24 protein-coding genes are annotated in these 22,722 nt (G+C 46.5%); 8 read left to right on the top strand and 16 right to left on the bottom strand.

Going from position 1 to position 22,722, the window contains the following annotated elements:
- Positions 1-98: 98 nt before the first annotated feature.
- Positions 99-1,319, bottom strand: a complete 1,221-nt coding sequence (locus H70357_RS21475) for an MFS transporter (RefSeq protein WP_038593911.1) — start codon at positions 1,317-1,319, stop codon at positions 99-101.
- Positions 1,320-1,653: 334 nt separating this feature from the next.
- On the opposite strand from H70357_RS21475, the gene H70357_RS21480 reads away from it, so the two are divergent.
- Positions 1,654-1,929 carry a hypothetical protein gene (locus tag H70357_RS21480; RefSeq protein ID WP_038593914.1) on the top strand — a complete coding sequence of 92 codons (276 nt, stop codon included), beginning with the start codon at positions 1,654-1,656 and terminating at the stop codon, positions 1,927-1,929.
- Between the two features lie 88 nt (positions 1,930-2,017).
- Here the strand turns inward: H70357_RS21480 and rbsB are convergent, their stop codons facing one another.
- The 8 genes from rbsB to H70357_RS21520 form a co-directional block, all read right to left on the bottom strand.
- Positions 2,018-2,935, bottom strand: coding sequence for a ribose ABC transporter substrate-binding protein RbsB (gene rbsB, locus H70357_RS21485; RefSeq protein WP_038593917.1), 918 nt, complete (start codon positions 2,933-2,935; stop codon positions 2,018-2,020).
- Positions 2,936-2,950: 15 nt separating this feature from the next.
- Entirely contained in the window at positions 2,951-3,919 is a 969-nt protein-coding gene (gene rbsC / locus H70357_RS21490; protein WP_038593920.1) for a ribose ABC transporter permease RbsC, read from the bottom strand.
- Between the two features lie 2 nt (positions 3,920-3,921).
- Positions 3,922-5,403, bottom strand: coding sequence for a sugar ABC transporter ATP-binding protein (locus tag H70357_RS21495; RefSeq protein ID WP_038593922.1), 1,482 nt, complete (start codon positions 5,401-5,403; stop codon positions 3,922-3,924).
- 21 nt (positions 5,404-5,424) lie between these two features.
- The gene (rbsD, locus tag H70357_RS21500) at positions 5,425-5,820 is read right to left on the bottom strand and encodes a D-ribose pyranase (protein ID WP_038593924.1); all 396 of its coding nucleotides are present in this window, start codon (positions 5,818-5,820) and stop codon (positions 5,425-5,427) included.
- A 2-nt stretch (positions 5,821-5,822) separates the two neighbouring features.
- Positions 5,823-6,701 (bottom strand): ribokinase, encoded by an 879-nt coding sequence (gene rbsK / locus H70357_RS21505; protein WP_038593926.1) that lies wholly within the window; start codon positions 6,699-6,701, stop codon positions 5,823-5,825.
- Positions 6,702-6,706: 5 nt separating this feature from the next.
- A complete protein-coding gene (locus H70357_RS21510) occupies positions 6,707-7,705 on the bottom strand; it encodes a LacI family DNA-binding transcriptional regulator (RefSeq protein ID WP_038593928.1) in 999 nt (332 codons plus the stop codon).
- A gap of 177 nt (positions 7,706-7,882) precedes the next feature.
- A complete protein-coding gene (locus H70357_RS21515) occupies positions 7,883-8,872 on the bottom strand; it encodes a hypothetical protein (protein WP_038593930.1) in 990 nt (329 codons plus the stop codon).
- Positions 8,873-9,085: 213 nt separating this feature from the next.
- Entirely contained in the window at positions 9,086-9,664 is a 579-nt protein-coding gene (locus H70357_RS21520; protein ID WP_038593932.1) for an NAD(P)H oxidoreductase, read from the bottom strand.
- Between the two features lie 240 nt (positions 9,665-9,904).
- On the opposite strand from H70357_RS21520, the gene H70357_RS21525 reads away from it, so the two are divergent.
- Positions 9,905-10,282 (top strand): winged helix-turn-helix transcriptional regulator, encoded by a 378-nt coding sequence (locus tag H70357_RS21525; protein WP_038593935.1) that lies wholly within the window; start codon positions 9,905-9,907, stop codon positions 10,280-10,282.
- Between the two features lie 220 nt (positions 10,283-10,502).
- Here H70357_RS21525 and H70357_RS21530 read toward each other — a convergent pair whose 3' ends face one another.
- From H70357_RS21530 to H70357_RS21555, 6 genes are all read right to left on the bottom strand, one after another.
- Positions 10,503-10,979, bottom strand: a complete 477-nt coding sequence (locus tag H70357_RS21530) for a hypothetical protein (protein WP_038593938.1) — start codon at positions 10,977-10,979, stop codon at positions 10,503-10,505.
- Positions 10,976-11,356, bottom strand: a complete 381-nt coding sequence (locus H70357_RS21535; RefSeq protein ID WP_063848052.1) for a hypothetical protein — start codon at positions 11,354-11,356, stop codon at positions 10,976-10,978. Before H70357_RS21535 ends, H70357_RS21530 begins: the two co-directional genes overlap by 4 nt.
- Positions 11,357-11,526: 170 nt before the next feature.
- The gene (locus tag H70357_RS21540; RefSeq protein ID WP_038593940.1) at positions 11,527-12,660 is read right to left on the bottom strand and encodes a DUF4179 domain-containing protein; all 1,134 of its coding nucleotides are present in this window, start codon (positions 12,658-12,660) and stop codon (positions 11,527-11,529) included.
- On the bottom strand, positions 12,626-13,219 hold the full coding sequence (locus H70357_RS21545) for an RNA polymerase sigma factor (protein WP_038593943.1): 594 nt from the start codon (positions 13,217-13,219) through the stop codon (positions 12,626-12,628). Before H70357_RS21545 ends, H70357_RS21540 begins: the two co-directional genes overlap by 35 nt.
- A gap of 155 nt (positions 13,220-13,374) precedes the next feature.
- A complete protein-coding gene (locus H70357_RS21550) occupies positions 13,375-13,725 on the bottom strand; it encodes a hypothetical protein (protein ID WP_038593945.1) in 351 nt (116 codons plus the stop codon).
- Positions 13,726-13,750: 25 nt separating this feature from the next.
- Positions 13,751-14,644 carry a LysR family transcriptional regulator gene (locus H70357_RS21555; RefSeq protein WP_038593948.1) on the bottom strand — a complete coding sequence of 298 codons (894 nt, stop codon included), beginning with the start codon at positions 14,642-14,644 and terminating at the stop codon, positions 13,751-13,753.
- A 133-nt stretch (positions 14,645-14,777) separates the two neighbouring features.
- Here H70357_RS21555 and H70357_RS21560 point away from each other — a divergent pair, with 133 nt between their 5' ends.
- The 4 genes from H70357_RS21560 to H70357_RS21575 all read left to right on the top strand — a co-directional run bounded on the left by H70357_RS21560 (position 14,778) and on the right by H70357_RS21575 (position 19,239).
- Entirely contained in the window at positions 14,778-15,365 is a 588-nt protein-coding gene (locus tag H70357_RS21560) for a LysE family translocator (RefSeq protein WP_038593952.1), read from the top strand.
- 210 nt (positions 15,366-15,575) lie between these two features.
- Positions 15,576-17,450 carry an LTA synthase family protein gene (locus H70357_RS21565; RefSeq protein ID WP_038593954.1) on the top strand — a complete coding sequence of 625 codons (1,875 nt, stop codon included), beginning with the start codon at positions 15,576-15,578 and terminating at the stop codon, positions 17,448-17,450.
- A 146-nt stretch (positions 17,451-17,596) separates the two neighbouring features.
- The gene (locus H70357_RS21570) at positions 17,597-18,406 is read left to right on the top strand and encodes an alpha/beta fold hydrolase (protein WP_038593956.1); all 810 of its coding nucleotides are present in this window, start codon (positions 17,597-17,599) and stop codon (positions 18,404-18,406) included.
- 29 nt (positions 18,407-18,435) lie between these two features.
- Positions 18,436-19,239 (top strand): lipase family protein, encoded by an 804-nt coding sequence (locus H70357_RS21575; RefSeq protein ID WP_038600141.1) that lies wholly within the window; start codon positions 18,436-18,438, stop codon positions 19,237-19,239.
- A gap of 28 nt (positions 19,240-19,267) precedes the next feature.
- Here H70357_RS21575 and H70357_RS21580 read toward each other — a convergent pair whose 3' ends face one another.
- Positions 19,268-19,768 (bottom strand): hypothetical protein, encoded by a 501-nt coding sequence (locus H70357_RS21580; RefSeq protein ID WP_038593959.1) that lies wholly within the window; start codon positions 19,766-19,768, stop codon positions 19,268-19,270.
- A gap of 173 nt (positions 19,769-19,941) precedes the next feature.
- Here H70357_RS21580 and H70357_RS21585 point away from each other — a divergent pair, with 173 nt between their 5' ends.
- Complete coding sequence (locus H70357_RS21585) at positions 19,942-21,582, top strand: AraC family transcriptional regulator (RefSeq protein ID WP_052092169.1); 1,641 nt, start codon at positions 19,942-19,944, stop codon at positions 21,580-21,582.
- Positions 21,583-21,709: 127 nt separating this feature from the next.
- Positions 21,710-22,711, top strand: a complete 1,002-nt coding sequence (locus tag H70357_RS21590; RefSeq protein ID WP_038593962.1) for an ABC transporter substrate-binding protein — start codon at positions 21,710-21,712, stop codon at positions 22,709-22,711.
- Positions 22,712-22,722 lie beyond the last annotated feature (11 nt).

A 22,722-nucleotide genomic window follows, 5' to 3' on the forward strand; every position in this document is an offset into this window, starting at 1 on the left:
ATCGTTGTTCTTACCATACACCTGCGGAATGTTTGATCTGCCGGCCGCTGTAGTCGTAAGAATTTCTTGATTTCGTTCCGCTGTTCGCGGCTAAACGTCTATTCAGTCTCAGTGCGCTGCCGGGACGCCAGCCGCCGAAACTGAATGAAGATAAACAGAGCGGTCAGCATCACGACTATTCCTGAACCGAGGAACCATAGCTGCACGCCGTATTCATCCACCACGGGTCCTGCCAACAGAAGTCCAACCGGTGAAGACAGCATCATAATACTGGTCACGAGTGAAATGACGCGGCCCAGCATCTCCGGCTCGAATGAACGCTGAATCATCGCCATGAAGGGGCCATTGAAGAAGGGTGCGGCACTTCCCATGAAGAACGAGAGAACCGCAAAGATCACAAAAGCATCCGAACCAATCAAGCCGCTGATTACACAGGTCAGGCCGATGACCAGCAGACCCAAACTCATATAGCTAATATCACTCCATTTGGATGAGAACACCGACAGAAGCAATCCTCCCAAAATCATCCCGATGCTGAACACCGCTTCCACCAAGCTGGCACTGTAGCCCCCACGGCCAAAATGAGACAACGTCATATAAGGAAATAGTGTCGCCAGCGGCATAAACGCGATACTGAACACTGCTGTAGCCCCCGTAATCAACACAATAGGTTTTGCTTGAATGAGTGCGCTCCAGCCCAGCCGGAATTCATGGATAAAGGAGGGTGAAACTGTTACCTGCGCTTTGGGCTGATGAATCTTCACCAGGAACAGCATTAGATTCGCAATCAGCGCCCCGGCCACATCCAGGAGCAATACCGCCCCAAGCGAAGTCGCCGAATATACTGCTATCCCAAGCGCTGGACCCATTACATTCGAGAAAGAGAAGACCATCTGCTGCCAACCCGCGACTCTTGTCAGCTCCTCTTCCGGTGCAATCAACGGAATGGCCGCCTGGAAAGCCGGGGCATGAAAGGCCGAAGCCGCCGAACGCAAGCTCAGAATGATATAGACGAAGCCGAGTCCCGGCTCCCCCAAAATGAAATAGAACCCTAAGATCAGACTGAAGAGCGCAATTGCGCTATCCGCAATAATCATCGTTAATTTACGGTTCCAGCGGTCCAGCCAGACCCCTACGAAGGGACCCAGGACAGCTTGCGGCAAGAATGCAGCCAATCCGGCAATCATCAAAACTGCGGCTGAACCTGTCGATTCCGTCAAATGCCAGATCACTGCGAATTGAACCATCGAACTCGTGAGTATAGAGAATATCTGTCCGCTAAAAATAAGCGCGAATGTTTTTTTCCATTGTTTTTGCATAAGGTCATCTCCTTTGATTAAAAACTCAAATAAACTCATTCCATTAGCATAGGCAGACTGAAACAGGCGCATAACAAATAAACTCATTCCCTTGTCTCAAAAAATGGGTGAGTTCACCAGTCTTGCACCTCCAATTACCGTAAACGTATGGAATGGGTCACAAGGAGCACCTCCTGAAAAATTATGTTTATTATAACATCGCCTATCCTCCATGAGCCAGTTTCAATAATCGGCTCGTCTCTTCCATATCTTCTAAGGTCCATTCCATTCAGCATTCCTCCTGAGGTACAATAGTATAATTAACCAAATAAATGCTATTACGGAGGTAATAAATATGAAAAAAAACATTTCAGTTGTATTGATTCTCGCAATTTTACTTATCTCTTTGTCAGCTTGTGCAAAAAATAGCCCCACTAAATATGTAGATGCAAATGGAAAAGAGTATACATATAGTCTTGAGTTAAGTGGCACAATGCCAAATGCTGAAAAGTCGAGTAAATGGGTCGTTTACACGAATGATGCTGATTTGACATTTGATGAGGCAGCAAAAAGTATATTGAGTTCTAATTCAAATGACTGGATTGATATGCATATTGTTTCAATGGAATAATATAGGGCTAAAAAAAGCCCGGTGATGCAGGAATTCCTGAATCACGCGGGCTTTGCATGGGTTGAAGCAGAATATGCCTTGTCTTCTATTACTCTTTCACGATCAGCTTCAGCGGTGCGGGAATCATTGGCTTCACGGTCTGCCCGTCCAGTACATCCTTTGCAGCTTGAACGGCCAACTGGCCGATTAATTCGGGCTGCTGGGCGATGGTTCCGGTCAGTTTGCCTGCCTCGATGGAATCAAGAGCGTCTTTGTTGCCGTCGAACCCGATTACGGGGATGTTTTTACCCGAGCTCTGGATCGCTTCAATCGCCCCTAGAGCCATCTCGTCATTGTGTGCGAAGACTGCCTGCACGCCCGGATTTCCTTCGATCAGGTTCTCCATGACGGTCAATCCTTTGGTGCGGTCGAAATCGGCGGTTTGCTTTGCAATGACCTCAAGCTGGGTATCCGCGATTTCATGGAATCCCTTACCCCGTTCACGGGTGGCTGATGCGCCCGGTGATCCTTCCAGCTCGATGACCTTCGCACCCTTGCCCAGCTTCTGGACGATATATTCAGCCGCCATGGAACCGCCTTTGATGTTGTCCGAAGCGACCAGCGCTTTGACATCTCCTTTATCCGCCGAGCGGTCTAATGTAATGACGGGGATATCTAGGCTGTTCGCCGACTGGACCGCCGTCGAGATTGCCGATGAATCCACAGGGTTGATCAACAACGCGTCTACCCCTTTTTGTATCAGATCCTCCACATCATTGTTCTGCTTGGCAGAGTCATTCTGCGCGTCGATAACCAGGATCTCCACCCCTTGCTTATTCGCCTCGGCCGTCACGCCGTCTTTGAGGGCCACGAAGAAGGGATTGTTCAGAGTTGAGAGAGATAAGCCGATTTTCAAATTTTGCCCGTTGCCTTCATTATTGGGCTTGGCCCATTCCGGGGGCTCCAGGGAGCAGCCAGTCATTAGCAGCAGCAGTATGGACGTCAGGACTAAAGTGATTTTTTTCATAATAGAATCCCCCTTTTATGCGGCTTTCTTGCGGTCAATCAGTACGGCTATCGCAATGACAATCCCTTTGACCACCATTTGGTAGAAAGAAGAAACGCCCAGCAGATTCAACCCGTTGTTCAGAATTCCGATAATGAGCGCACCGATCAAGGTACCCACAATACGTCCGCGGCCCCCGGTCAAGCTGGTGCCTCCCAGTACAACGGCCGCGATAGCATCCAGCTCATAGGAGGTTCCTGCCGTTGGCTGGGCCGAATTCAACCGGGAAGTCAGAATGGCCCCGGCCAATGCCGACAGCATACCTACCAGTGAATAAATCATAATTTTGATGCGGTCTACCTTAATCCCGGAAATTATTGAAGCTTTCTCATTGCCGCCGATGGCATAAGTCTTGCGGCCGAACGGCGTTTTGTGCAGTACGACCCACAACAGAGCGAACACGATAATCATCGTCACAGCTGGAACAGGAATGCCCAAGAAGTACCCGCGGCCAAACAATTGGAATGTCATGCTGTCTCCAAGGCCCGTAATCGGATTGCCATCCGTATAGACTAGAGTTAATCCCCGGAAGATCGTCATAGTCGCCAAGGTAGCGATGAACGGCGCCATTTTCCCCTTGGTGATCATTAGGCCGTTGACCATCCCGATCACTCCACCCAATACACAGCCGCCGATAATCGCCAGTATGGGATTCCAGCCCGCCAACAGCAAGTTGGCCATGAAGGCACTGGAGAGCGCGAGAACGGAACCCACCGATAAGTCAATTCCGCCTGTCAGAATGACAAAGGTCATGCCAAAGGCGATCAGCGCGTTGATCGCAACCTGCCGGAGCAAATTCAGAATATTAAGCGGCTCCAGAAAGCTTGGGTTCAGCATGGACACGATGAGAACAAGAATAAATAACCCCAACAGCGGACCCAACTTTTGTGTAATCTGCCCCACCCGCAAACTCTTCTTTTCTTTGCCATCCGTAATTGTTGTCATCTCTATTGCCCCCCTGTGGCTAATGTCATAATGCATTCCTGCGTCGCTTCCTGCCGAGAGAGTTCTCCGCCGATCTCCCCTTCATGGACCACTATTATGCGGTCACTCATCCCCAGAATCTCTGGCAGTTCAGAGGAGACCATAAGGATCGCAACGCCGCGTTCGGTTAACTCGTTCATGAGCTGATAGATTTCGCGTTTCGCTCCCACGTCGACGCCGCGTGTGGGTTCATCCAGAATCAGCACGCTGAGGCCGATACCAATCCATTTGGCGATGACCACTTTCTGTTGATTGCCTCCTGAGAGCTGACGCGCCAGCGTAGATGAGGACTCTGTCTTGATCTGAAGACGCTGAATGAGCAGGTCCGCGAAATCTTTTTCCTTCTTGTCTATGATTACACCCTTGGGGGCGAAGCTGGATAAATTCGTCATTGCCATATTGTCCCGAATGGAAAAATCAAGAATCAGGCCCTCATCCTTCCGGTCCTCCGTAACGAAGCCGATACCCGCTTGCATCGCATCATGGGGATTGCGGATTGCCACTTGCTTTCCCCGAATCTTCACCTCACCGCTGTCCAGAGTATCCAGTCCGAACAACGCTCTCATGATTTCCGTCCGGCCCGATCCCATCAATCCGGAGAATCCAATAATTTCACCGGCCCGCACCGAGAAGTTAACGTCTTTAAATTTTCCCGTTTTGCAAGCATTCTTCACTTCAAGCACCACTTCTCCGGGCTGGAAGACGCGCTGAGGGAAACGGTCCGTTAATTGACGCCCGACCATTTTCCGAACCACATCGTCAAAATCCGTGTCTGGAATGGCTTGGGTATCTATGGTTTTCCCATCCCGCATGACGGTGATCCGGTCGCATATCGTAAAGATCTCCTCCATCCGGTGCGAAATATAGACGATGGAGACACCTTCTTTTTTGAGGGAGGCAATGACTTCGAATAATTTCTGAATTTCCCGTTCGGTCAGTGCAGCCGTGGGTTCATCCATCACGATAACCTTGGCATGGGTCATGAGCGCCTTGGCAATCTCGATCATCTGTTTCTCCCCGACGGAACATTCTCCAGCCTCCTGGTTCAGTGGAATCGTCACGGAGAGCTTGCGGAACTGTTCGTTTGCTAACGCTTTCATTTCTTTCATATTCAATAGCCCAAGTGAAGAGATTTTTTCCTTCCCGATAAACAGGTTCTCCAGAACTGTCATATCCGGCCATACATTCAGCTCCTGGTGGATAAAGGCGATCCCGCTTCGCTCTGCTTCTCTGGGGTTGGCAAAATAGGTTTCCCGCCCATCAATGTGAATCGTTCCCTGATCCCGCTGATGAAGACCAATCAGAATGTTCATCAGTGTGGATTTGCCGGCGCCATTCTCCCCCATCAGGGCATGAATCTCCCCATCCAGCAGCTCAAAATCTACCCCCGCAAGAACCGGGTTGGTGCCAAAGGACTTATAAATGTCTTTCATTGCAATACGCATATCCCTCGAACCTCCTCCATATCAAAAATAGACGCCGGCTTGCAGGATGCAGTTCGCGTAAGGCTTCGCTTCGCCCGTGCGAACAATCACCTTGGCCTTCTGGGTCAACTGCTTGAATTGCTCATGGGTAAGCGCCTCTACCGGCGTTCCCCTGAATTTATCATTCACAAATTGCGAGGTTGCTTGATTATTCCCGGCCAGTTCCTCGGCCACAATCACCTTTTCGATCACCATATCCTCCGCAATGACATCGACGACCTCTTGAAAGCCGGGGACGCCCAGTTTAAGCGCCAGGTCAATCTTGAGAACGCCCGCCGGAACCGGCAGTCCGATATCTGCAATGACAATCATATCGGTATGGCCCAGATCGGCCAGTATTTTGGAAATATGACTGTTCAATATTCCATGTTTCTTCATAATTAAAGACTCTCCTCGACTTCAGCTCTCATGGGCATGCCGCCTTGAGCGCCGAATTTTGTTACGGATAAAGACGCTGCACGATTCGCGAACTTCACGCTGTCCGGGATGGAGCTGCCTTCGGCCAGAGCCACGGCAAATGCGGCGTTGAACGTATCTCCCGCTCCAGTTGTATCTATAGCCTCCACTTGATAAGTGGGCACCAGCACCTCGCGCGCTCCATCGTAATACCGCACGCCGCTGCTGCCCTCCGTTATGAATAGCTTGCCCGGAAACTTCCGTAAAGCTTCTGCTTTATCCACCCCGCTGAACAAAATGGAGCATTCGTGTTCATTCGGCGTCAGATAAGCAGCCTTTTCGATCACCGCTTCACTAAGCGGACGGGCAGGCGCTGGATTGAGCAGCAAGGGCACATTGATTCTCTGGCAGAGGCTGCTAACATACGATACCGTTTCCTCCGGAATTTCCTGCTGCACCAGGACCATATCGGCGCTTCGGATGGCGTCCAGTGCCCGTTCGACCAGAGCAGGCGTGACGTGATCATTGGCGCCTTTAACCACGATAATGCTGTTGTCCCCCTCAGCTAAAACGATGTGGGCTGTTCCGCTCTCTGTATGTGTAACCGGTTCCACATTAGTGGTAATAACGCCATTTCTTTTAAAATTGTCCATGATCGCTTTGCCGTAAAAATCGTCCCCGACACAGCCGATCATCGTTACCTCAGCACCCAGCCGTGCGGCGGCAACCGCTTGGTTCGCACCTTTGCCTCCCGGAACGGTGGTGAAGCGGTCTCCTAGAACCGTTTCACCAACTTGAGGCCGTTTGGAAGCGGTTACCACCAAATCCATGGAACAGCTTCCAATTACACAAATTTTAGCCATATCTTTCACCCTTTCTTACTTGTTTCCATTCTGCTTCGGGTAGTTTCCCGCTCGATGAAGCTGACGGGCAACTGAATGATCTTATCTTCCACCTGATCCTGCTCAATGAGCTGAATCAATAATCGTGCAGCCTCGCTGCCCATGTCACGTGCAGGCTGGCGGATAGTTGATAAAGATGGCGACATCAGACTGCTGAGCGGAATATCGTCAAAGCCGATAATCTGAACGTCCTCCGGTACGGTTTTACCCAGCCGGTGGGCTTCATGAAGAACCGCCGTGGCCACAATATCATTACTGGCGATCACGCCGTCTGTATCCAAAAACCGCTCAAACAGTTCGGTCGCCCATTGTTCTGCTTCGGTATAGGAAAAGGATGATGTCCGGATCACATTGTAGCTGATCCCCATTTCTTCAAGCGCTTCGGCCGCGCCCTGAAACCGGTCCTGTGCCGGCTTGACATGTGCCGGTCCTTGGATAATGGTAATCCGGCTACTGCCTCTAGCGACAATTTCCTGTGCGGCGAGACGTCCGCCCTTCCGGCCATCCGCGTAAACGGAAGGACTGTCATTGGAAGTACGGTCCAGGAAAACAACCGGAATATTCATTTCCAGATAAGCCCCGCTGTCGGGAAAATTCGTTGAAGATATCACGCCTACGACATTATTCTGTACAAAAGTGCGGATATAATCCAGTTCCTTCTCCTCATTCTCGTCACTATTGCCAAAAATAATCCGGTACCCATTCTCTTGCATGTAATCTTCGATGCCGCGTGCCAACTGTGGAAAAAAAGGGTTGGTAATATCCGGCAGCAGTAAACCGATTAACTTGGATTTGCGTTTGTATAAAGACCGGGCCACTTCATTGGGGGAATAATTGCTTTGCCGGATCGCCGCCTCTACCTTTTTGCGGGTATCGATGTTGACATAACCTGATTCATTGATTACCCGTGAAACTGTGGCCACCGAAACGCCGGCAATTTTGGCGACATCCTTAATTGTAATCATGGACTGCTCTCACTCCCTCATGTGTGTAACCGGTTACATGTTTTACATTTACAGATTAGCATATCCCGATTTGATTTACAAGTACCAAAAAAAGGCACTTGCACGAAGCAAGCACCTCATACTTAGCGCCCCTGTGAATACGGTCTGGGCGATAGGTCTGGGTTCAAATCCACAACATCACCCAGCCATGTTCGCAACGGCATACCGCAGCAGCTGCTCACGCGTATCTAGCGGAATGTCCTGAGGCTCATCCACCAGAGCATGCGGGTTCACCTCTATCTCTTCTCCAGCTTCTGCCTTTAAACGGGCAATCTCTTTAATGGTGTCTACAGGACTGGAGTGACTTCCCAGCAAATGAGAGGTTAACCGCTCCGTCAACTCTTGCGGATTCTCCATCTTAAAGCACAGCTTCCCTTCTGTCAGCCGGATCTGCGACTCATACTGATCTCTTTGATCGGTCACGGTCCATCCCGGCCAAGCTGTGCGAATCTGCTGCAACAGAGTCCCCGCATCCGGGGCATACCAGATGTCTATCGTCCGGGCCAGCAAATCCAGGTGGAAGCCTTGATCCGGTGTCTCTTTCGGCCATTCGTTTAAGTCCAATTCTGTGCTGCCTTCCGATTTATTAAGCAATTCTACCAGCGAAGGCCCCTGCAATAGATAATCTTCCAGCTCCGATTGTACCGGGTATAGCCGCAGTTCCCCATCCAGATAAACCACGCTTGCCACCGTTCGGACCCAGCCGTCCCTGGATTCAGGCACCAGCGATAATGGTGTAATGGTCCTACTCACTTCACTGATGAGTTCTTCCACCGGATAACCCACATAAGCTGCCATGTCCAATATCCCGGAAGAAGCCCATTCAATGGTCCATCCCGGCCATAAGGGCTGCATCATCTTCAATAGATGCCGGCGCAGCGGAATCTCATAATGCTCGTCTTCTCCGCCGTACCACAATAATTGCCTGTGATCCAAATCCACACATGCACAGCCTTCCGCCCATGCATTGTCCAGCCAACCCTCTGCTGGTTCCTGCTGTTCAATAAAAGCCACAGCCGCTTCCGGCCCCCAGAACAAATCACTTGGAAGAGTAATTGCGCACCAATGGCTGTAGTACAAAGAGTAATTACCTTCCCGAATAATCATGAGATTGGCCCGATGTCCCATACTCTACCTCCTAGTGAATGAATGCAGTTTCTCCGATCTCAACTACATCAGCGGTGTTAATTCTTTGTGCACTTTTTCGCTTGATATATTATTCGGCTTAACTACCTCTTTCCCCTCTGAGATTGATAGAATGGTCCTGAATTGGACGGGAATTCGCGCGCAAAGTTGCTCGGAAAACGTAGCTATAACAGCAGCAGCAAACCGCCCTCCAGCTTAATGATCCTTGGCATAATTCAAACCTAAGCGGTAAGCTTGGTTCAGCAGCATTTCGAAATGACCGGGATTTGAAGCCATGGTCTCATATAAGAATTCAACCTTGGAATTGGAAACACCGCAATAATCTGCAATTCCTACATTCAGCAGATGAGTAATCGTTTCATCATAGTTACGCTTTTTCATCTGTTCTTTCGAAACGCCAGCCAAACCAATCCACAAGACATGCTGATGATGAAGGTGGTTCGAACCGTACGCAAACCCATTGTTCCATACACGGTCAATATACCCCTTTAGCATAGCCGGCAAATGCCACCACCAAAGTGGAAAAATAAATGCCAAAGCATCATGCTCCTTCATCCGTCTTATTTCCATTTCTACTTCAGGGGAAAAGGACTGTTCCGCAACTAACCAATCGGGTTCATCTGCTCCTTTTAAAACAGGGTCAAAACCAATCCCGTGCAAATCCAATATCTCGTAGTCGTGGCCAGCCTCGGCAAGACCTTGTACGAAACGACCAGCCACCTGAAAGGTCAAGGAATCTTTTCTCGGGTGTGAAACAACGATTAATACTTTCATGCTTGTATCTTCACTACCTTTCTTGAGTAGCTGACTTCTAGCCATGATCATTGGCTGATGCTATTATAAACAGTAGGAAAATAATCTGGAAGTACGCACTTTTAAGTTCTATAGGAAGATACAGGTGCCATAGGAACATGGAAGTACCCTAGGTAGATTCCCCAGAAACTGACCTGAGTAACGGATTGAAGTGATTGGTTGTTCTCAGCAAACCTAGCCTTTTTAACGGAGGATTAAGAGATGACTGAACAGATGAAAAATAGCGTTCAAAAGAAGTATCAAGTTGGAGTGGAAGCGGCTTTAGAAGTAATGGGAGGAAAATGGAAGCCTTTAATTATCTACCATTTGATGACAGGACGGAAACGAACGTCTGAGCTTCGTCGGTTAATACCCGGCATTACTCAAAAAATGCTGACCACTCAGCTCAGAGGCCTGGAAAAGGATAAGATCGTTACACGAAAGGTTTATAAGGAGATCCCCCCTAAAGTGGAGTATGAGTTAACGCACTACGGCTGGGGATTAAAACCCGCGCTAGACCATTTATGCTATTGGGGTGAGGATCACCTGGAAAAGATTCATGGAGACAAATCCAAGGTTTTGGAAGAGTTCCAAGAGTGACGTGGCCACTGCGAAGAGAGGGGGCCTCCGATCAATCCTTAATGTCGAACAGTAACGTTTTTCCAGCCTCCCTCTCCCTCCGTCTCTGTTACGTTTGCCAGCCAACCTAAGTAGTAATGTTCATCCAGCTTATCGAGACATGCTTCATTCTGATCCGCTCTATTCAGCAATTTGCGTAAAAAAGACCCTTCCCGGGAAGAGTCTCTGTCAGGTTGATTCATTAATCCCAATTATTAAAAACTATCTCTTTAAGTACTTGTGGTTTCCAATATTTAATCTGCTTCAGTTCATCTTGGTTCAGGTTTTGAATCATCTCTTCATTAACTCTCATTTCAAGATCCTCAAGCCCTAATATGCGATAAATATCGCAGCGATCATTACTTTCAAATTGCTCTCTGCATCGAGAAAAGGTATTAATATAATATGTATTATCAATAAATTCAATATTTCCATTTCTATATTCGCTTGCAAATGCTACGAAAGGATATTGTTTGTTCATGATTATATACACCTTACCAGATGCTTTAGCCAGTTCTCCAATGTAGTAATTTGAAGTGTAAAAAATCTCTACAACATTAACTATATCCAACCCTAATTCTTCTGAAAATTGGTGACAGAAGAATTTAAATTCTTTATCCGTAATTTTTGTTGTGGCTAAACTCTTGCCAAATCCCGTAATACCTTCCGGAAGGATCATACTTGATTCTCCAATTTGTCCTTTACTCGTTCAATAAAATTAAGCAACTGTGACTGCTCTCTTCGTTCTGCTATCATCGAATCCATTACTTCTACTGTCACATCACGGCCTCCACTTAAATTCGTAAATAGCGAACCAATGGTATAAATCGGCCCCCACGGTATGCCCCACCATCCGAACAATACACTAATAAACGTGAATTTGAGCCCTGTACCAACTGAACCCATTCTTGGTTCTATGTAATAGATTGACGAACTCTTCCGGAAGGTCATGAAGATGATGGATATACAATATGTATACACGACAAATTTCCCGCCTTGTTCAACCTCCTGCTCTAATGTATCCCAAGGGAGTCCCCCCAGGCCAATAATATCCATCTTACAATTCCCTCCATATGTATGTATAGTTGCAATATTCTTTTGCAGAGTGATTGTAACATAGATTCCACAATTTGTAATCGAACAATAGTCACCTTCCTACACAAGAAAACCACGCCATTTCGGCATGATTTTCTAATCAAGCTATGCAGATAGGACTGTCACGTCATTTACGGTTGCAGAGGGATGGTCACTTCCAAATCCTTCAGATATGTGCGCTTTCCCAGATTTTCAGTCCCTGGAAGAATATTGCCTTTGCTGTCTTTCTTTTGCCCAACAATACTAAAGTCATCATTCTTCATGGTCAATGTAAATGGTTTGATTGTTACCGTCTTAGGTGTAGCGGCAAATGGAGCATACAGTTCATTAACGTGATACGAAGTTTCCGGTTTGCTGTTGAAGAACCCGAATCTGTATGGGTCAAAGGCATTTCCCTGATCATCAACAATCTCATAGTACACTTTACTTGCACTGTAGTCGCCTGACTGCTCCTTAGACTGTGGAACCTCACCTTGGCTGTCCAAGATCAGACGGGTGGAGACTGGAGAAACAAACAATTCCTTGACGGTATAACTAAAGGATCCATCCGATTTGGAAATGTCCGGCTTGACCACAAGCGCATTGTCGTCCAACTGTACAGGTACCTTGAATTCATAAGTTTCATTCACCTTAGCGATTTTAGCCTGAATCGTCAGATCGAATTGGTCAGGCAGATTCAAACCATGTGTCAATTCGACCAGATAAGCGTTCTCTTGAAATGGCACATCACCAAAACTACCTGAGCTGAACTTGATCTCCTGCCCGTCAGCAAGCAGAACCGGAAGTTCAAGTTTTGGTCTCGGATCATTCACATCTGCACCTTCGTGTTCCAGCACGAAAGATAGACGTGTGCCATCATACAGCAGATTGCCCAGCTTCAGAGTGATTCCGTCATGAGTCACACTTTGTCCAGGTTCGGATAGAATTCCTTGCGCAATAGCGGTCTCTACCGCTTGATGGCTCGTTCCTTCATAAATGATGCCAAGGCCCGGAATCTGCTTTAGAGTTTCTGCCATGACCGGTGATACAAATCCTGCGCCGATCGTACCTGCACCAAGCACCCCTGCAATTGATGCCGCAATTGCGGTTTTTTTGAAGACACTGGATTTTGAATTCGATGTTCTTGTTCTTCTGCTCATATCATGCTCCCCAATCTTGTTCATAATGTAACTGCTCAGTTCTCGCTTTGGCAAAGTGGATTCACGAATTATTTGTTCAATGGCATCCAGCTCAGTATGTTCTGTTTGCTTCGGCAATTGTCCCATGTACTCTCTCTCCTTTGTGGCCTATGCGTTCCATTAGCTTTTTGCGCAGCCGTTCATATTTTTTTCTGACCGTAGCGGTCTTGAGTCCCATAATTCCACTTATCTCCTCAAAGGTGTACTGTTCTACCGCTTTTAGAAGCAGGATATGACGTTCTTCCGTTGTGAGATAGGCCATAAGTTCGTAGATCACCGAGTCTTGTCGGGAGATGTGCATCTGTGACTGCTCGTCTTTGCAATGTTCAACCAGCCTAAGCCAACGACCTTGTTTCTTCTTCATGTTGATCAAATGATGGTATGCCAGCTTGTAAAGCCAAGCCGAAAAAGAAATACTGCTACTGTAGTGATGAAGGTTCTGATAGGCGCGGATAAAGATTTCCTGCACGGCATCTTCTGTTTCTGTATGATTTTTTAGAATATAGAAACAATAGGTATACATTTGCCGCTCAAACTGATGAATGATAATTTCGTAGGAATGCTTGTCTCCTGCTCTGACTGCTTCCACAGCCTTCTCGATCATTTTCTTCCTATCATCCTCTTCCCCGGGGATGGTTGGCTGCACAATCTCACCTCCTTCCGTATGTTTACCTATATAACAATCCCAAAGCATGATATTGTGACACGATCAGGTGATTTCTTCTATTTCTTTCAAGCTTACGAAAAAGACCCTTCCCTTGAAGAGTCTAATTAGAATCGTATGTTCACAGCAAATTATCTTCATACACCGTAATGTATAACATATTTCTGTGCAGCAATCGCCTTCCTTAATAATGTCATTAAATCTGTTAGTTCCATTGATGCGGCTGATCTTCTATCTTTTGCAACAATGCTATAGAAAGCTTCTAATGATTCAGGCGGAATTAACGTGACTCCCCACCTCGCAAGCGCAAAATCCGGTCTGCTATAGGAGTGGAAGTAGGTTCTAATTAAAGTCAGGTCGCTCCACCAATCATTCAGGATATCATCATCAATTGCCACACAATGATATTTCATAGGTTCATAGCAGACAGCATAATCCTTATCTTTCTCAAAATCATCTATGATACCGAATTCCGCCACGCAAGGCATAGGACTACCTCCTTTTCAAATCTCCTTAATACTCAATTTCCGCCATTTGCCACATTCGCTCTACGATCAAGCCTATTTCATGAAGCACAGAATCACTCCGTTTATCTTTCGGATACCCAAAATACAGATCAATCTCAAGATCAATGCCGTTCCAGATCTGCAGCTTATTGTCCTCGGCAAAACGCATTGCAATCGGCTCCGCCAGCAGCGAGCAGCCGGTCTCCCGCCCGACCAAATCCCCGATCAGCGATTCGTCATCGACATACATGATTTTGAGCGGAAGCAGTTTCTGCTGCAGGAAATAATCAATGGATTGTTTATAGAAGGGACAACCCTGTGTCGTCCAGATCCATGGCTTCTGAGTAAAATACTCCAACGTTAACTCCCCTTCAGGCATAGCCCAGCTGTTAGGGTAGACAACAACCATCCTGAAGGAATGCAGTTTGATCGAATGTACGGACGGATGTCCGGCAGTTCCATAGTAAAAACCCGCGCTTATCCGGGAGCTGGTCACATCCTTAAAGAAATCTTCACTTTTGATGTCCATAAAATGCAGCTCTACTTGCGGCAAACTCTCCGAGATGAACTCAATCAATGGTTTGATTTGAAGAACCTGCCCGTCTGTATTCAATCCAATCCGAATGGGTTCCGTTGAATTTGTCAGCAAATCACTTGCTTTATTGTGAAAATCGTCAATGGATACGAGTATTTTCTGCGCTTCCGGCAGTAGCTGTGAACCTTTTTCCGTAAGGACCATCCCTCTGGAGGTTCGGTAAAAAAGTGCAAAACCCAGCTCATTCTCCAGAGCTTTCAGCTGCGCGCTTGTTGCCGGTTGGCTCGTGTTGAGCTGTGCTGCCGCTTCAGTTAAATTGCCTGTCCGGGCGATCTCGACAAAGGTCTTTAATTGGTACAGTTCCATGGCTCTCCCCCCTTTAATTGCGGTTAAATAAACCATCCGTTTTTCCGATCGACTTCATCTGAACATACAATTGGACGGCGTGATTCGGATCAACTATAGTAACTCCAGAATGACTGACAAGGAGTGTGCAATTATGTCTCTATTCATTGCCATGTGCTTTTTTTCATTAACCATGTCGATTTCTCCCGGTCCGGTGAACATGACAATTCTGTCTACAGGAGTCAATTACGGATTCAAGCGCTCTATCCCGTTGGTGTCCGGCGCAACTGTCGGCTTTACGCTCTTGCTAATCGCCGTTGGACTTGGAATATCCAATCTCGTAGCCCAAGCTCCGGTATTCTATCAGTTGCTAAGATACGCGGGCACAGGGTACATGAGTTATATTGGCTACAAAATAATGGTATCCCGTCCAGAGATCGAATTCAAGGAGGAGAGGCTCCCATATTACCGTCATGGCTTGCTCATGCAGTGGCTTAATCCCAAGGCTTGGATCGCTTGCCTTTCCGGTGTTTCGGCCTTTGGGTTAAATGAATCCTATTCTTCCCTGCTTGTCTTTGTATGTATCTATTTCCTGATCTGCTATCTTTCGCTTTCCGCCTGGGCCCTTCTGGGCTCAAAACTGCAATTTCTCACCAAAGTGAAGAACGGGATCAAAGTGTTTAACCTGGTAATGGGAGGATCATTGATTATAGTAGCAGTTTATCTGATGTTCACGAAATAGCATGGCTTCAACTTTTAACACTTCAGCCGGCATATAGGCCTCTTTAGCTTGTTAAGAGAATTATACTGTGCGTAGTCAAATCCAGTAATTGACATGAATTTTACATAATAAGGTTGCATTTCTCTTAAATCCTTCTCCCAATCTAGTTGATTTTGAGCGCTTCCATGTAATAGAATGGACTAATTAAAAAGAAAAGGATGCGCATAACCGATGCGGTTGAAGAAACCACGTACACTCAGTAAAAGATCCATATTATTTTTCTCACTGATCATGCTTGCCAAAAGCTATTTTGCTTGGTATTACTTGTTCGAAGACGGGCCAACCTGGACTACATGGTTCAAAGAAATTCCTTTTGTGCTATTGATCTTCTGCTTGATCGAATGGTTCGCTACGAAACGTAAAATAGCCATCTACATGTTTGTGAATTTGCTCATTACCGTTTTGTTCTTCTCTTTGATTGTATATCATAATCATTTTGGTATTATTGCTACCTCTCAGGTCATCGGCCAGGCGAAACAGGTGGGAGCCGTGAAGAAAAGTATTTTTTCGGTCATGCACCCTCAATATATGCTTATTTTTCTGGATATCATTATCATTAGTTTTGTTATGTTTAGCCGAAAGAAAGCAGTCGCCTGGAAAAAAGCCATGTCACGCCGAAGTAACCGCAAAGTGGTGGCTGCCTTGTTCTGTGTTTCTTTCGCGATCTGTGTAATGAATATTTTTCCGAACCAGGCCAGTATGAATGAAACCATCCAGGCTGAGCAAATGGGAATTCTCAACTATGAAGCCTACGCCCTGCTTGCGGAGCGTGAAGAAGAGCTTATTGAGCTCTCCAAAATTAATCAATCCGTCATTGATCAAACTAAAGGCATTGAGGCTCAATCTAATCCGCTCTTGTTCGGAGCCGCCAAAGGAAAGAACCTGATTATTATTCAAATGGAGTCTTTTCAGAACTTCCTGATTAACTTGTCGATTGACGGGCAGGAAATCACTCCGAATCTGAACAAGCTTGCCGCCGGGAATTTCTATTTCCCCCGTTTCTACCAGCAGGTTGGACAAGGCAACACTTCCGATGCTGAATTTATCGTGAACACTTCCTTTTATGTGCCACCGAATGGTCCAGCTACTGATATATATGCTCCCAAAGAGCTTCCAAGCTTACCTAAGCTGCTCCAGGCGCAGGGTTATGATACAGCAACCTTCCATACGAATGAAGTTGACTTTTGGAACCGCGGGGAGCTTTATGAGGCATTAGGATTCGACCGCTTTTATGACAAATCTTACTTCGGTGAAGATGACACCGTCTTCTACGGGGCGTCCGATGAAGTTCTTTACAAGAAGACATCGCAAGAGCTGGCCAGAATGGACCAAAGTGCTCAACCTTTCTATTCACATGTAATCTCCATGTCCTCTCATAATCCGTTCTCGATTCCGGAAAGCAAATACAAAATGACATTGCCGGAGCGATTCGAAGGAACGCTCGTTGGCGATTATATTCGTGCTCAGAATTACGCGGATTACGCGCTTGGACAGTTTATCGACGAACTAAAGCAGAACGGCGTATGGGATAACAGCTTAATCGCATTATATGGTGATCATCGGGGACTTCCTATTTTCTCACTTAAGGATGAGGATAAAGTCTTACTTCAGGAAATTCTGAACCATGAATATACGGAACGCGATTTGATTAATATTCCGTTAATCATAGCTTCTAAGGGGATTACGGCTCCAACCGTAAAGGATCAATTAGGCGGACAGGTTGACATTTTACCTACGGTATCCAATTTATTAGGGGTAACGTTAGATAACCATATTCATTTTGGACAGGATCTGTTAAATGAATCCGCCTATAACCTGCTGCCTCAACGCTATTATTTACCTACCGGATCTTTCGTGAATAACGAAGAGCTTTTCTTGTCCGGCAGCGGGTTTGAAGACGGCCAACATTATACTTTATCCGGAGATGGCGCTAAACCGCTTCAATCCACAGAAGATGAGTTCAATCGTGCCCTGGAGCTCCTCCGGCTGTCAGACAGTTATGTGACGCAATTACCTGATAGAGAAGTTGCCGAAGTAGAACAGTAGGCACAGCCCTCACAGCAAGGACAGCCCTACATAGCTCATTCAACCCCACCGTTATTAAACGGTGGGTTTTTTTGTAGGCACTTAACCCAATCAGCTGAATAATATGTCTTGAAAAGACAAATTAACGGATGAATGAGGGAAGCCTAATGGAACATTGGATTAGAGTAGAACCGCAGGTGAATGTATATGTAAATGATATCAACCCGCTAGGCAGGAAAACGATATTGTTCATCCATGGCTGGCCTGTGAACCACAAGATGTTCGAATATCAGTGCAATCGTCTGGTGCCCATGGGATATCGCTGTATCGGAATGGATATGCGGGGATTCGGGAATTCGGATAAACCTCTGAGCGGATACGACTACAATCGGTTAGCGGATGATATCCGGTGTGTTATCGGGGCCTTAGGGCTTCGGGACATTACACTCGCGGGACACTCCACCGGAGGAGCTGTAACTATACGTTATATGGCCCGCCACAACGGGTATGGGGTGTCCAAACTTGCGCTTTTCGCCTCGGCTGCTCCCAGCCTGATTCAGCGGCCCGGTTTTCCTTATGGCACCACAAAAGAAGCTATAGATCAGATCATTCAAGCGACCTATCAGGATCGGCCCAAGATGCTGCATGACTTCGGAGAACAATTCTTCTATCAAAAAGTATCGCAGCCGTTCTCGGACTGGTTCTTCCAATTAGGACTGCAGGCAGCGAGCTGGTCCACTATAGCCGTCTCCAACGCCTGGCTCGCCGAAGTATTATTTCAGGATCTCCCAAAAATACAGGTCCCTACTTTGATTCTTCATGGCATCCATGATCAAGTTTGTTACTACCCTTTGGCTGTGGTGCAGCATCAAGGGATAAAGAATTCTGTGCTTGTGCCATTCGAGAATAGCGGCCACGGATTGTTCTATGACGAATGCGAAAAATTCAACCGGGAACTATCCAGGTTTGTCGGGTAGCCTAAATAAGAAAGAAGGGCGGGATGCAGATGGGCAGCAATAAGGGTTATGAGCAATGGGCGATTTTTCTGGCTGCTGTCTGCGGACAGACCTATGCGCAATTTTCGAATACGGATGGTTCGTTCGCCGTGCCGGCGAATTATTCGGTCAATCATGTAATCAAGGCGAAATCCTTGGGCCATGTATGGGAAAACTTCGGATTTATTATGGAATCTCCACAGGAGATAATTATTGCTTTTCGGGGGACCAGCTCGACAACCAATTGGATCTCGGACATCATCGCCTCACAGAGAAAATTCAAATATATTAAGGAAGATTGCCTTACCCATCGCGGGTTCACAGACATCTATTCTTCGGCCCGTGAAGGAATTCTCTCAGCACTGTCCAAGATCGAACCCGGCAAGACATTATACATTACAGGCCACAGCCTCGGTGCAGCACTTGCGACAATGTGTGCAGTCGATCTGAGTGCCAATACGGATTACCGCTCACCATATCTATTCACTTATGGGTCCCCTCGTGTAGGCGATCCAGCCTTTGCAAAAGTATGTACAAGGTATGTTCCGAACAGCTACCGCATTGCCAATCCTTTTGACGTCGTGACCTACACTCCACCCTCTATCTACAAGCTGCCTAAGCGGGAAAAAAGGTACTATTACAGTCATGTCCAGACTCTAAATCCGCAGTCTTTCCAGAATGGTGCTGTTGGTCTCAATCACATTATTGGAAGTTATTTCACAGCGCTCTCCAAGCTTCAGCCGGAGTTTACCGAACAATTATGTCAGGCGAATCCCGGTTTTTGCCCGCTCATTGAAGTGAAAGTGCCAAACTAATTCAGGCCGCTATCCATGAATTGGCGCCTTATTGTATCCATTCCATCAAGTACAACCGTTGCTTATCCACGTTAAGGATGATGATGCAGTAACTGCCGTCCTCTTTCTTTTTGTAATAATAATAATCACCTGCGTTATACTCCGTCGGGTAGTTCTGATAAAGTTTACCGTATTCAGCAATCTCTTTCTGTGACACCGGTATAATAGATTGTGTGAACCGCAATACTTCTTCTTCCAGGGAATGCCTTGATTCTTCAGTTATTGGCTGCCAGAGTGCCTGGTCTTGAACCTTTGCCAGTTGTTCTTCGTTATAATTCAGAACATAGTATCCTTCTCCATCCCCATGAAAACTCGGTTCACTTTCAAATACTACTACTAGCTCAGCTGGTTTGGGGATCGTTATTCCCCACCTGCCGCTCCACATATCATAGTTTGCGGTATCGTTGTCATACATTTTATAACCCGCACCTATACCGATAACGATTAAAAAAATGACGCCACTCCATATGGCTACTGTCTTCCTTCGCATTGTTGCTTCCTCCTGCCTTGGGTACTCCCCGAAATAATTGCTACACTTTCAAAAGTAAATATTTGTTATTATACCTTGAATGGTTATTGTTTGCACTCTACTATCCCAATTGCGGTCATAATGATTGTGAGCTAGAATGTTCTTTAATTAGCCATAGAGGTGGTGATTTTTACTTGCTTAATCAGAATAAGAACATAGTTAATAAACCGTATATTCCATTAGATAATTTATCCTGTAAACTTCGGGAGATTATTCATATCAAGTGCAGTCCGAACGAATGGGAAATAAAGCTTCAGTTCATCGAATCGCACCAGCTTCTTATCGCGGCAAGCGGTCAAGGGTGGCTGAACATTGACGGACAGTTCATCGAAATGCGGGAGGGCAACATGTATGTGTGCACACCCGGTCAATTGATTCAAGCCGTGGCACACTCGTTTGATGAACGCGGATTCTATTATTTGCGGTTCGATGTCATTGAGGATGATAAATCAACAGTTGATCCTATGCAGATGGTTAAGCGGGACAGTGTGTTCCCGGTAAAAGGCGAGGTTGCCGCCTCTTCTCCAGTTTCTGTTAACGCATTGTGCGAAAGCATTTGTAACTTCTTTCAAAGCGAAGATCAATTGGAACGGTTTCGCAGCCACATTCTCTTTCAAGAGCTTCTGTATCATATCTTGCAGGATGCTCATGTTGTACAGGCAAAGGATTCGGATGCAGCACTTGAATATGTGAAAACCTACATAGAGCAGCATTATCAAGAGGAGTTGTCGATTGAGCAATTGGCCAAGGTGGCGGGAGTCAGCTCCCGCCACTTCATGAGGTTATTCAAGAAAAGATACGGCTGCAGTGCGATCGACTATTTGGCAGCCTTCCGGATCACGCAGGCGCAGCAGCTTATGAGGACAGGAGGAGAATACCGGCTCAAGGATATTGCCCGGCATGTGGGATACCCTGACGATCTTTATTTCCGGCGCAAATTCAAACAGATATCAGGAGTCCCGCCTGCCGCATTTATGAGAAACAGCAAGCAAAAAATTGCCGCTTATCACGGGTCTAGCATCGGTCAATTGCTCCCGCTTCAAGTCACCCCTAGGGCTGCACCATCCGATCATCCCTGGACAAACTATTATCAGCGAAAATACCAAACGGATCTTGTTCTGCCGCTGAGTAAGGATCATTCATTGAAAAGGGACGAGCTTAAGCTCGCTGTGCCTGATTTTATTATCGGAATCGACAGCTTCGTATCTGCCGAGGAGCAGACAAGGATCAGGCAAATTGCACCCGCATTTTTCGTACCCTGGATTGACAACGACTGGCGTGGACATTTGCGCTTGATTGCACAATTTCTGGACAAAACAGCAATAGCAGAAACCTGGCTTGGTAACTATGAGCGCAAAGCCCATTTTGTAAGAGAACAGATTAAGAACACGATCGGGGAAGAAAATCTTCTCATCCTTAGAATCACTGGAGACCGCTACCATGTTTTGGGCTGTAGGAGCCTGGACGCTGTGTTCTACGACGATCTGCATCTTGTCCCCGCTCGCGGTGTCGATCGTATGAATCCGAATCAGCAGCTGACCCCAGATGAGTTAACGGATTTCTGCCCAGATCGGATATTGCTTATCCTGGACGAAGACCCGCTGTCCCAATCAAGTTGGCGTGATCTTATGCGCTCAGCATCTTGGCGGGAGCTAAAAGCAGTCAGGAACGGGCATGTCGACTTCCTTCCCACGTATCCTTGGATAGAATATACGGCTTTCACACATGAGCTTATCCTCGACGAAGCCCTCAAGCTGTGGCGTAATCGTGCATAAAAAAATGTCGTTATCGTCAATATGCCGAAGCTACAAAATCATTTATACTCCATCTATGTGATAATGATAATCAATCTTATTGCGAGGTTGTCATTGGCAAATTAGTTTATAAGAGGAGTATCGGCGAATGAAAAGAAATAAAATAATGATCACGGGACTAGTTATCCTATTGTTAATAATGCTGAGCACGGCATGTGCGGGCAAAAACACAGCATCAGATAATTCCGGCACGGCATCCGGAGACTCTGCTGAAACAAGCGCAAGTGCATCCGATAATAAGCAGCGTGTTGTAAAAAGTACAAACGGAGACATCCGAATTCCTACAGAACCTAAAAGGGTTATTGGTCTTTCAGTCGTGTATCCCGAGTTCTTATATGCTCTAGGTGTGACACCGGTTGCCGTTCAGAATTACCATCAGGATTTCCCTTCTTATTTAGAAGAAGGATTAAAAGATGCATTGAAAACCGGGATTGCCGAAACCCCTAACTTTGAAGCCATATTGTCTGCTAAACCGGACCTCATTATTGCACCCGTGTGGTGGTCCGAAAAGGATTATGAGCAGCTTTCCAAAATTGCACCAACCGTGCTTTTGCCACAACGGGATCATTGGCGTGAGGAATTACTCGATATTGCTGAGGTTCTAGACAAGAAGGAACAAGCTGAGCAGGTCATTGAAGATTTGCACCAGCAAGAAGCCGACGCCAAGGCTAAACTAGATACTCTTGTTGGCAACGAAACTGTAATGTATATGATGATTATGGCAGATCAACTGATTATTTATGGAGAAAATATCGATCGGGGCAGCTTCATCCATAAAGTGTTAGGCTTGTCACCCGTTAAGGAATTCCCGCAAAATGAAAAGAGCATTTCGATTTCATTAGAGAAAATCCCCGATTATAATCCTGATCATATCATTCTGCAGCTTGATGACGAGTCCAACGAAAAAGTTCAGAACAGGTATAAAGAAATGCTGGACAGCTCGCTCTGGAAAAATATGACGGCCGTGAAGAAAAACCAGATATACATGATGAATGGCAAAGAATGGTTCAATCTGGGGATGTCTCCTTTGGCAGACAGTAGTGCAATTAACGATGTACTTGATGCGTTTGAGAAGAAAGGGAATGAGTAAGGTGACGGTGA

The sequence above is a fragment of the Paenibacillus sp. FSL H7-0357 genome (genome assembly GCF_000758525.1).
GTDB lineage: Bacteria > Bacillota > Bacilli > Paenibacillales > Paenibacillaceae > Paenibacillus_AQ.

What these genes read in the sequence shown, in the direction of transcription:
- H70357_RS21475 (WP_038593911.1), bottom strand. Translation starts at nt 1,319, where the DNA reads ATGCAAAAACAATGGAAAAAAACATTCGCGCTTATTTTTAGCGGACAG.
- H70357_RS21480 (WP_038593914.1), top strand. Translation starts at nt 1,654, where the DNA reads ATGAAAAAAAACATTTCAGTTGTATTGATTCTCGCAATTTTACTTATC.
- rbsB (WP_038593917.1), bottom strand. Translation starts at nt 2,935, where the DNA reads ATGAAAAAAATCACTTTAGTCCTGACGTCCATACTGCTGCTGCTAATG.
- rbsC (WP_038593920.1), bottom strand. Translation starts at nt 3,919, where the DNA reads ATGACAACAATTACGGATGGCAAAGAAAAGAAGAGTTTGCGGGTGGGG.
- H70357_RS21495 (WP_038593922.1), bottom strand. Translation starts at nt 5,403, where the DNA reads ATGCGTATTGCAATGAAAGACATTTATAAGTCCTTTGGCACCAACCCG.
- rbsD (WP_038593924.1), bottom strand. Translation starts at nt 5,820, where the DNA reads ATGAAGAAACATGGAATATTGAACAGTCATATTTCCAAAATACTGGCC.
- rbsK (WP_038593926.1), bottom strand. Translation starts at nt 6,701, where the DNA reads ATGGCTAAAATTTGTGTAATTGGAAGCTGTTCCATGGATTTGGTGGTA.
- H70357_RS21510 (WP_038593928.1), bottom strand. Translation starts at nt 7,705, where the DNA reads ATGATTACAATTAAGGATGTCGCCAAAATTGCCGGCGTTTCGGTGGCC.
- H70357_RS21515 (WP_038593930.1), bottom strand. Translation starts at nt 8,872, where the DNA reads ATGGGACATCGGGCCAATCTCATGATTATTCGGGAAGGTAATTACTCT.
- H70357_RS21520 (WP_038593932.1), bottom strand. Translation starts at nt 9,664, where the DNA reads ATGAAAGTATTAATCGTTGTTTCACACCCGAGAAAAGATTCCTTGACC.
- H70357_RS21525 (WP_038593935.1), top strand. Translation starts at nt 9,905, where the DNA reads ATGACTGAACAGATGAAAAATAGCGTTCAAAAGAAGTATCAAGTTGGA.
- H70357_RS21530 (WP_038593938.1), bottom strand. Translation starts at nt 10,979, where the DNA reads ATGATCCTTCCGGAAGGTATTACGGGATTTGGCAAGAGTTTAGCCACA.
- H70357_RS21535 (WP_063848052.1), bottom strand. Translation starts at nt 11,356, where the DNA reads ATGGATATTATTGGCCTGGGGGGACTCCCTTGGGATACATTAGAGCAG.
- H70357_RS21540 (WP_038593940.1), bottom strand. Translation starts at nt 12,660, where the DNA reads ATGGGACAATTGCCGAAGCAAACAGAACATACTGAGCTGGATGCCATT.
- H70357_RS21550 (WP_038593945.1), bottom strand. Translation starts at nt 13,725, where the DNA reads ATGCCTTGCGTGGCGGAATTCGGTATCATAGATGATTTTGAGAAAGAT.
- H70357_RS21555 (WP_038593948.1), bottom strand. Translation starts at nt 14,644, where the DNA reads ATGGAACTGTACCAATTAAAGACCTTTGTCGAGATCGCCCGGACAGGC.
- H70357_RS21560 (WP_038593952.1), top strand. Translation starts at nt 14,778, where the DNA reads ATGTCTCTATTCATTGCCATGTGCTTTTTTTCATTAACCATGTCGATT.
- H70357_RS21565 (WP_038593954.1), top strand. Translation starts at nt 15,576, where the DNA reads ATGCGGTTGAAGAAACCACGTACACTCAGTAAAAGATCCATATTATTT.
- H70357_RS21570 (WP_038593956.1), top strand. Translation starts at nt 17,597, where the DNA reads ATGGAACATTGGATTAGAGTAGAACCGCAGGTGAATGTATATGTAAAT.
- H70357_RS21575 (WP_038600141.1), top strand. Translation starts at nt 18,436, where the DNA reads ATGGGCAGCAATAAGGGTTATGAGCAATGGGCGATTTTTCTGGCTGCT.
- H70357_RS21580 (WP_038593959.1), bottom strand. Translation starts at nt 19,768, where the DNA reads ATGCGAAGGAAGACAGTAGCCATATGGAGTGGCGTCATTTTTTTAATC.
- H70357_RS21590 (WP_038593962.1), top strand. Translation starts at nt 21,710, where the DNA reads ATGAAAAGAAATAAAATAATGATCACGGGACTAGTTATCCTATTGTTA.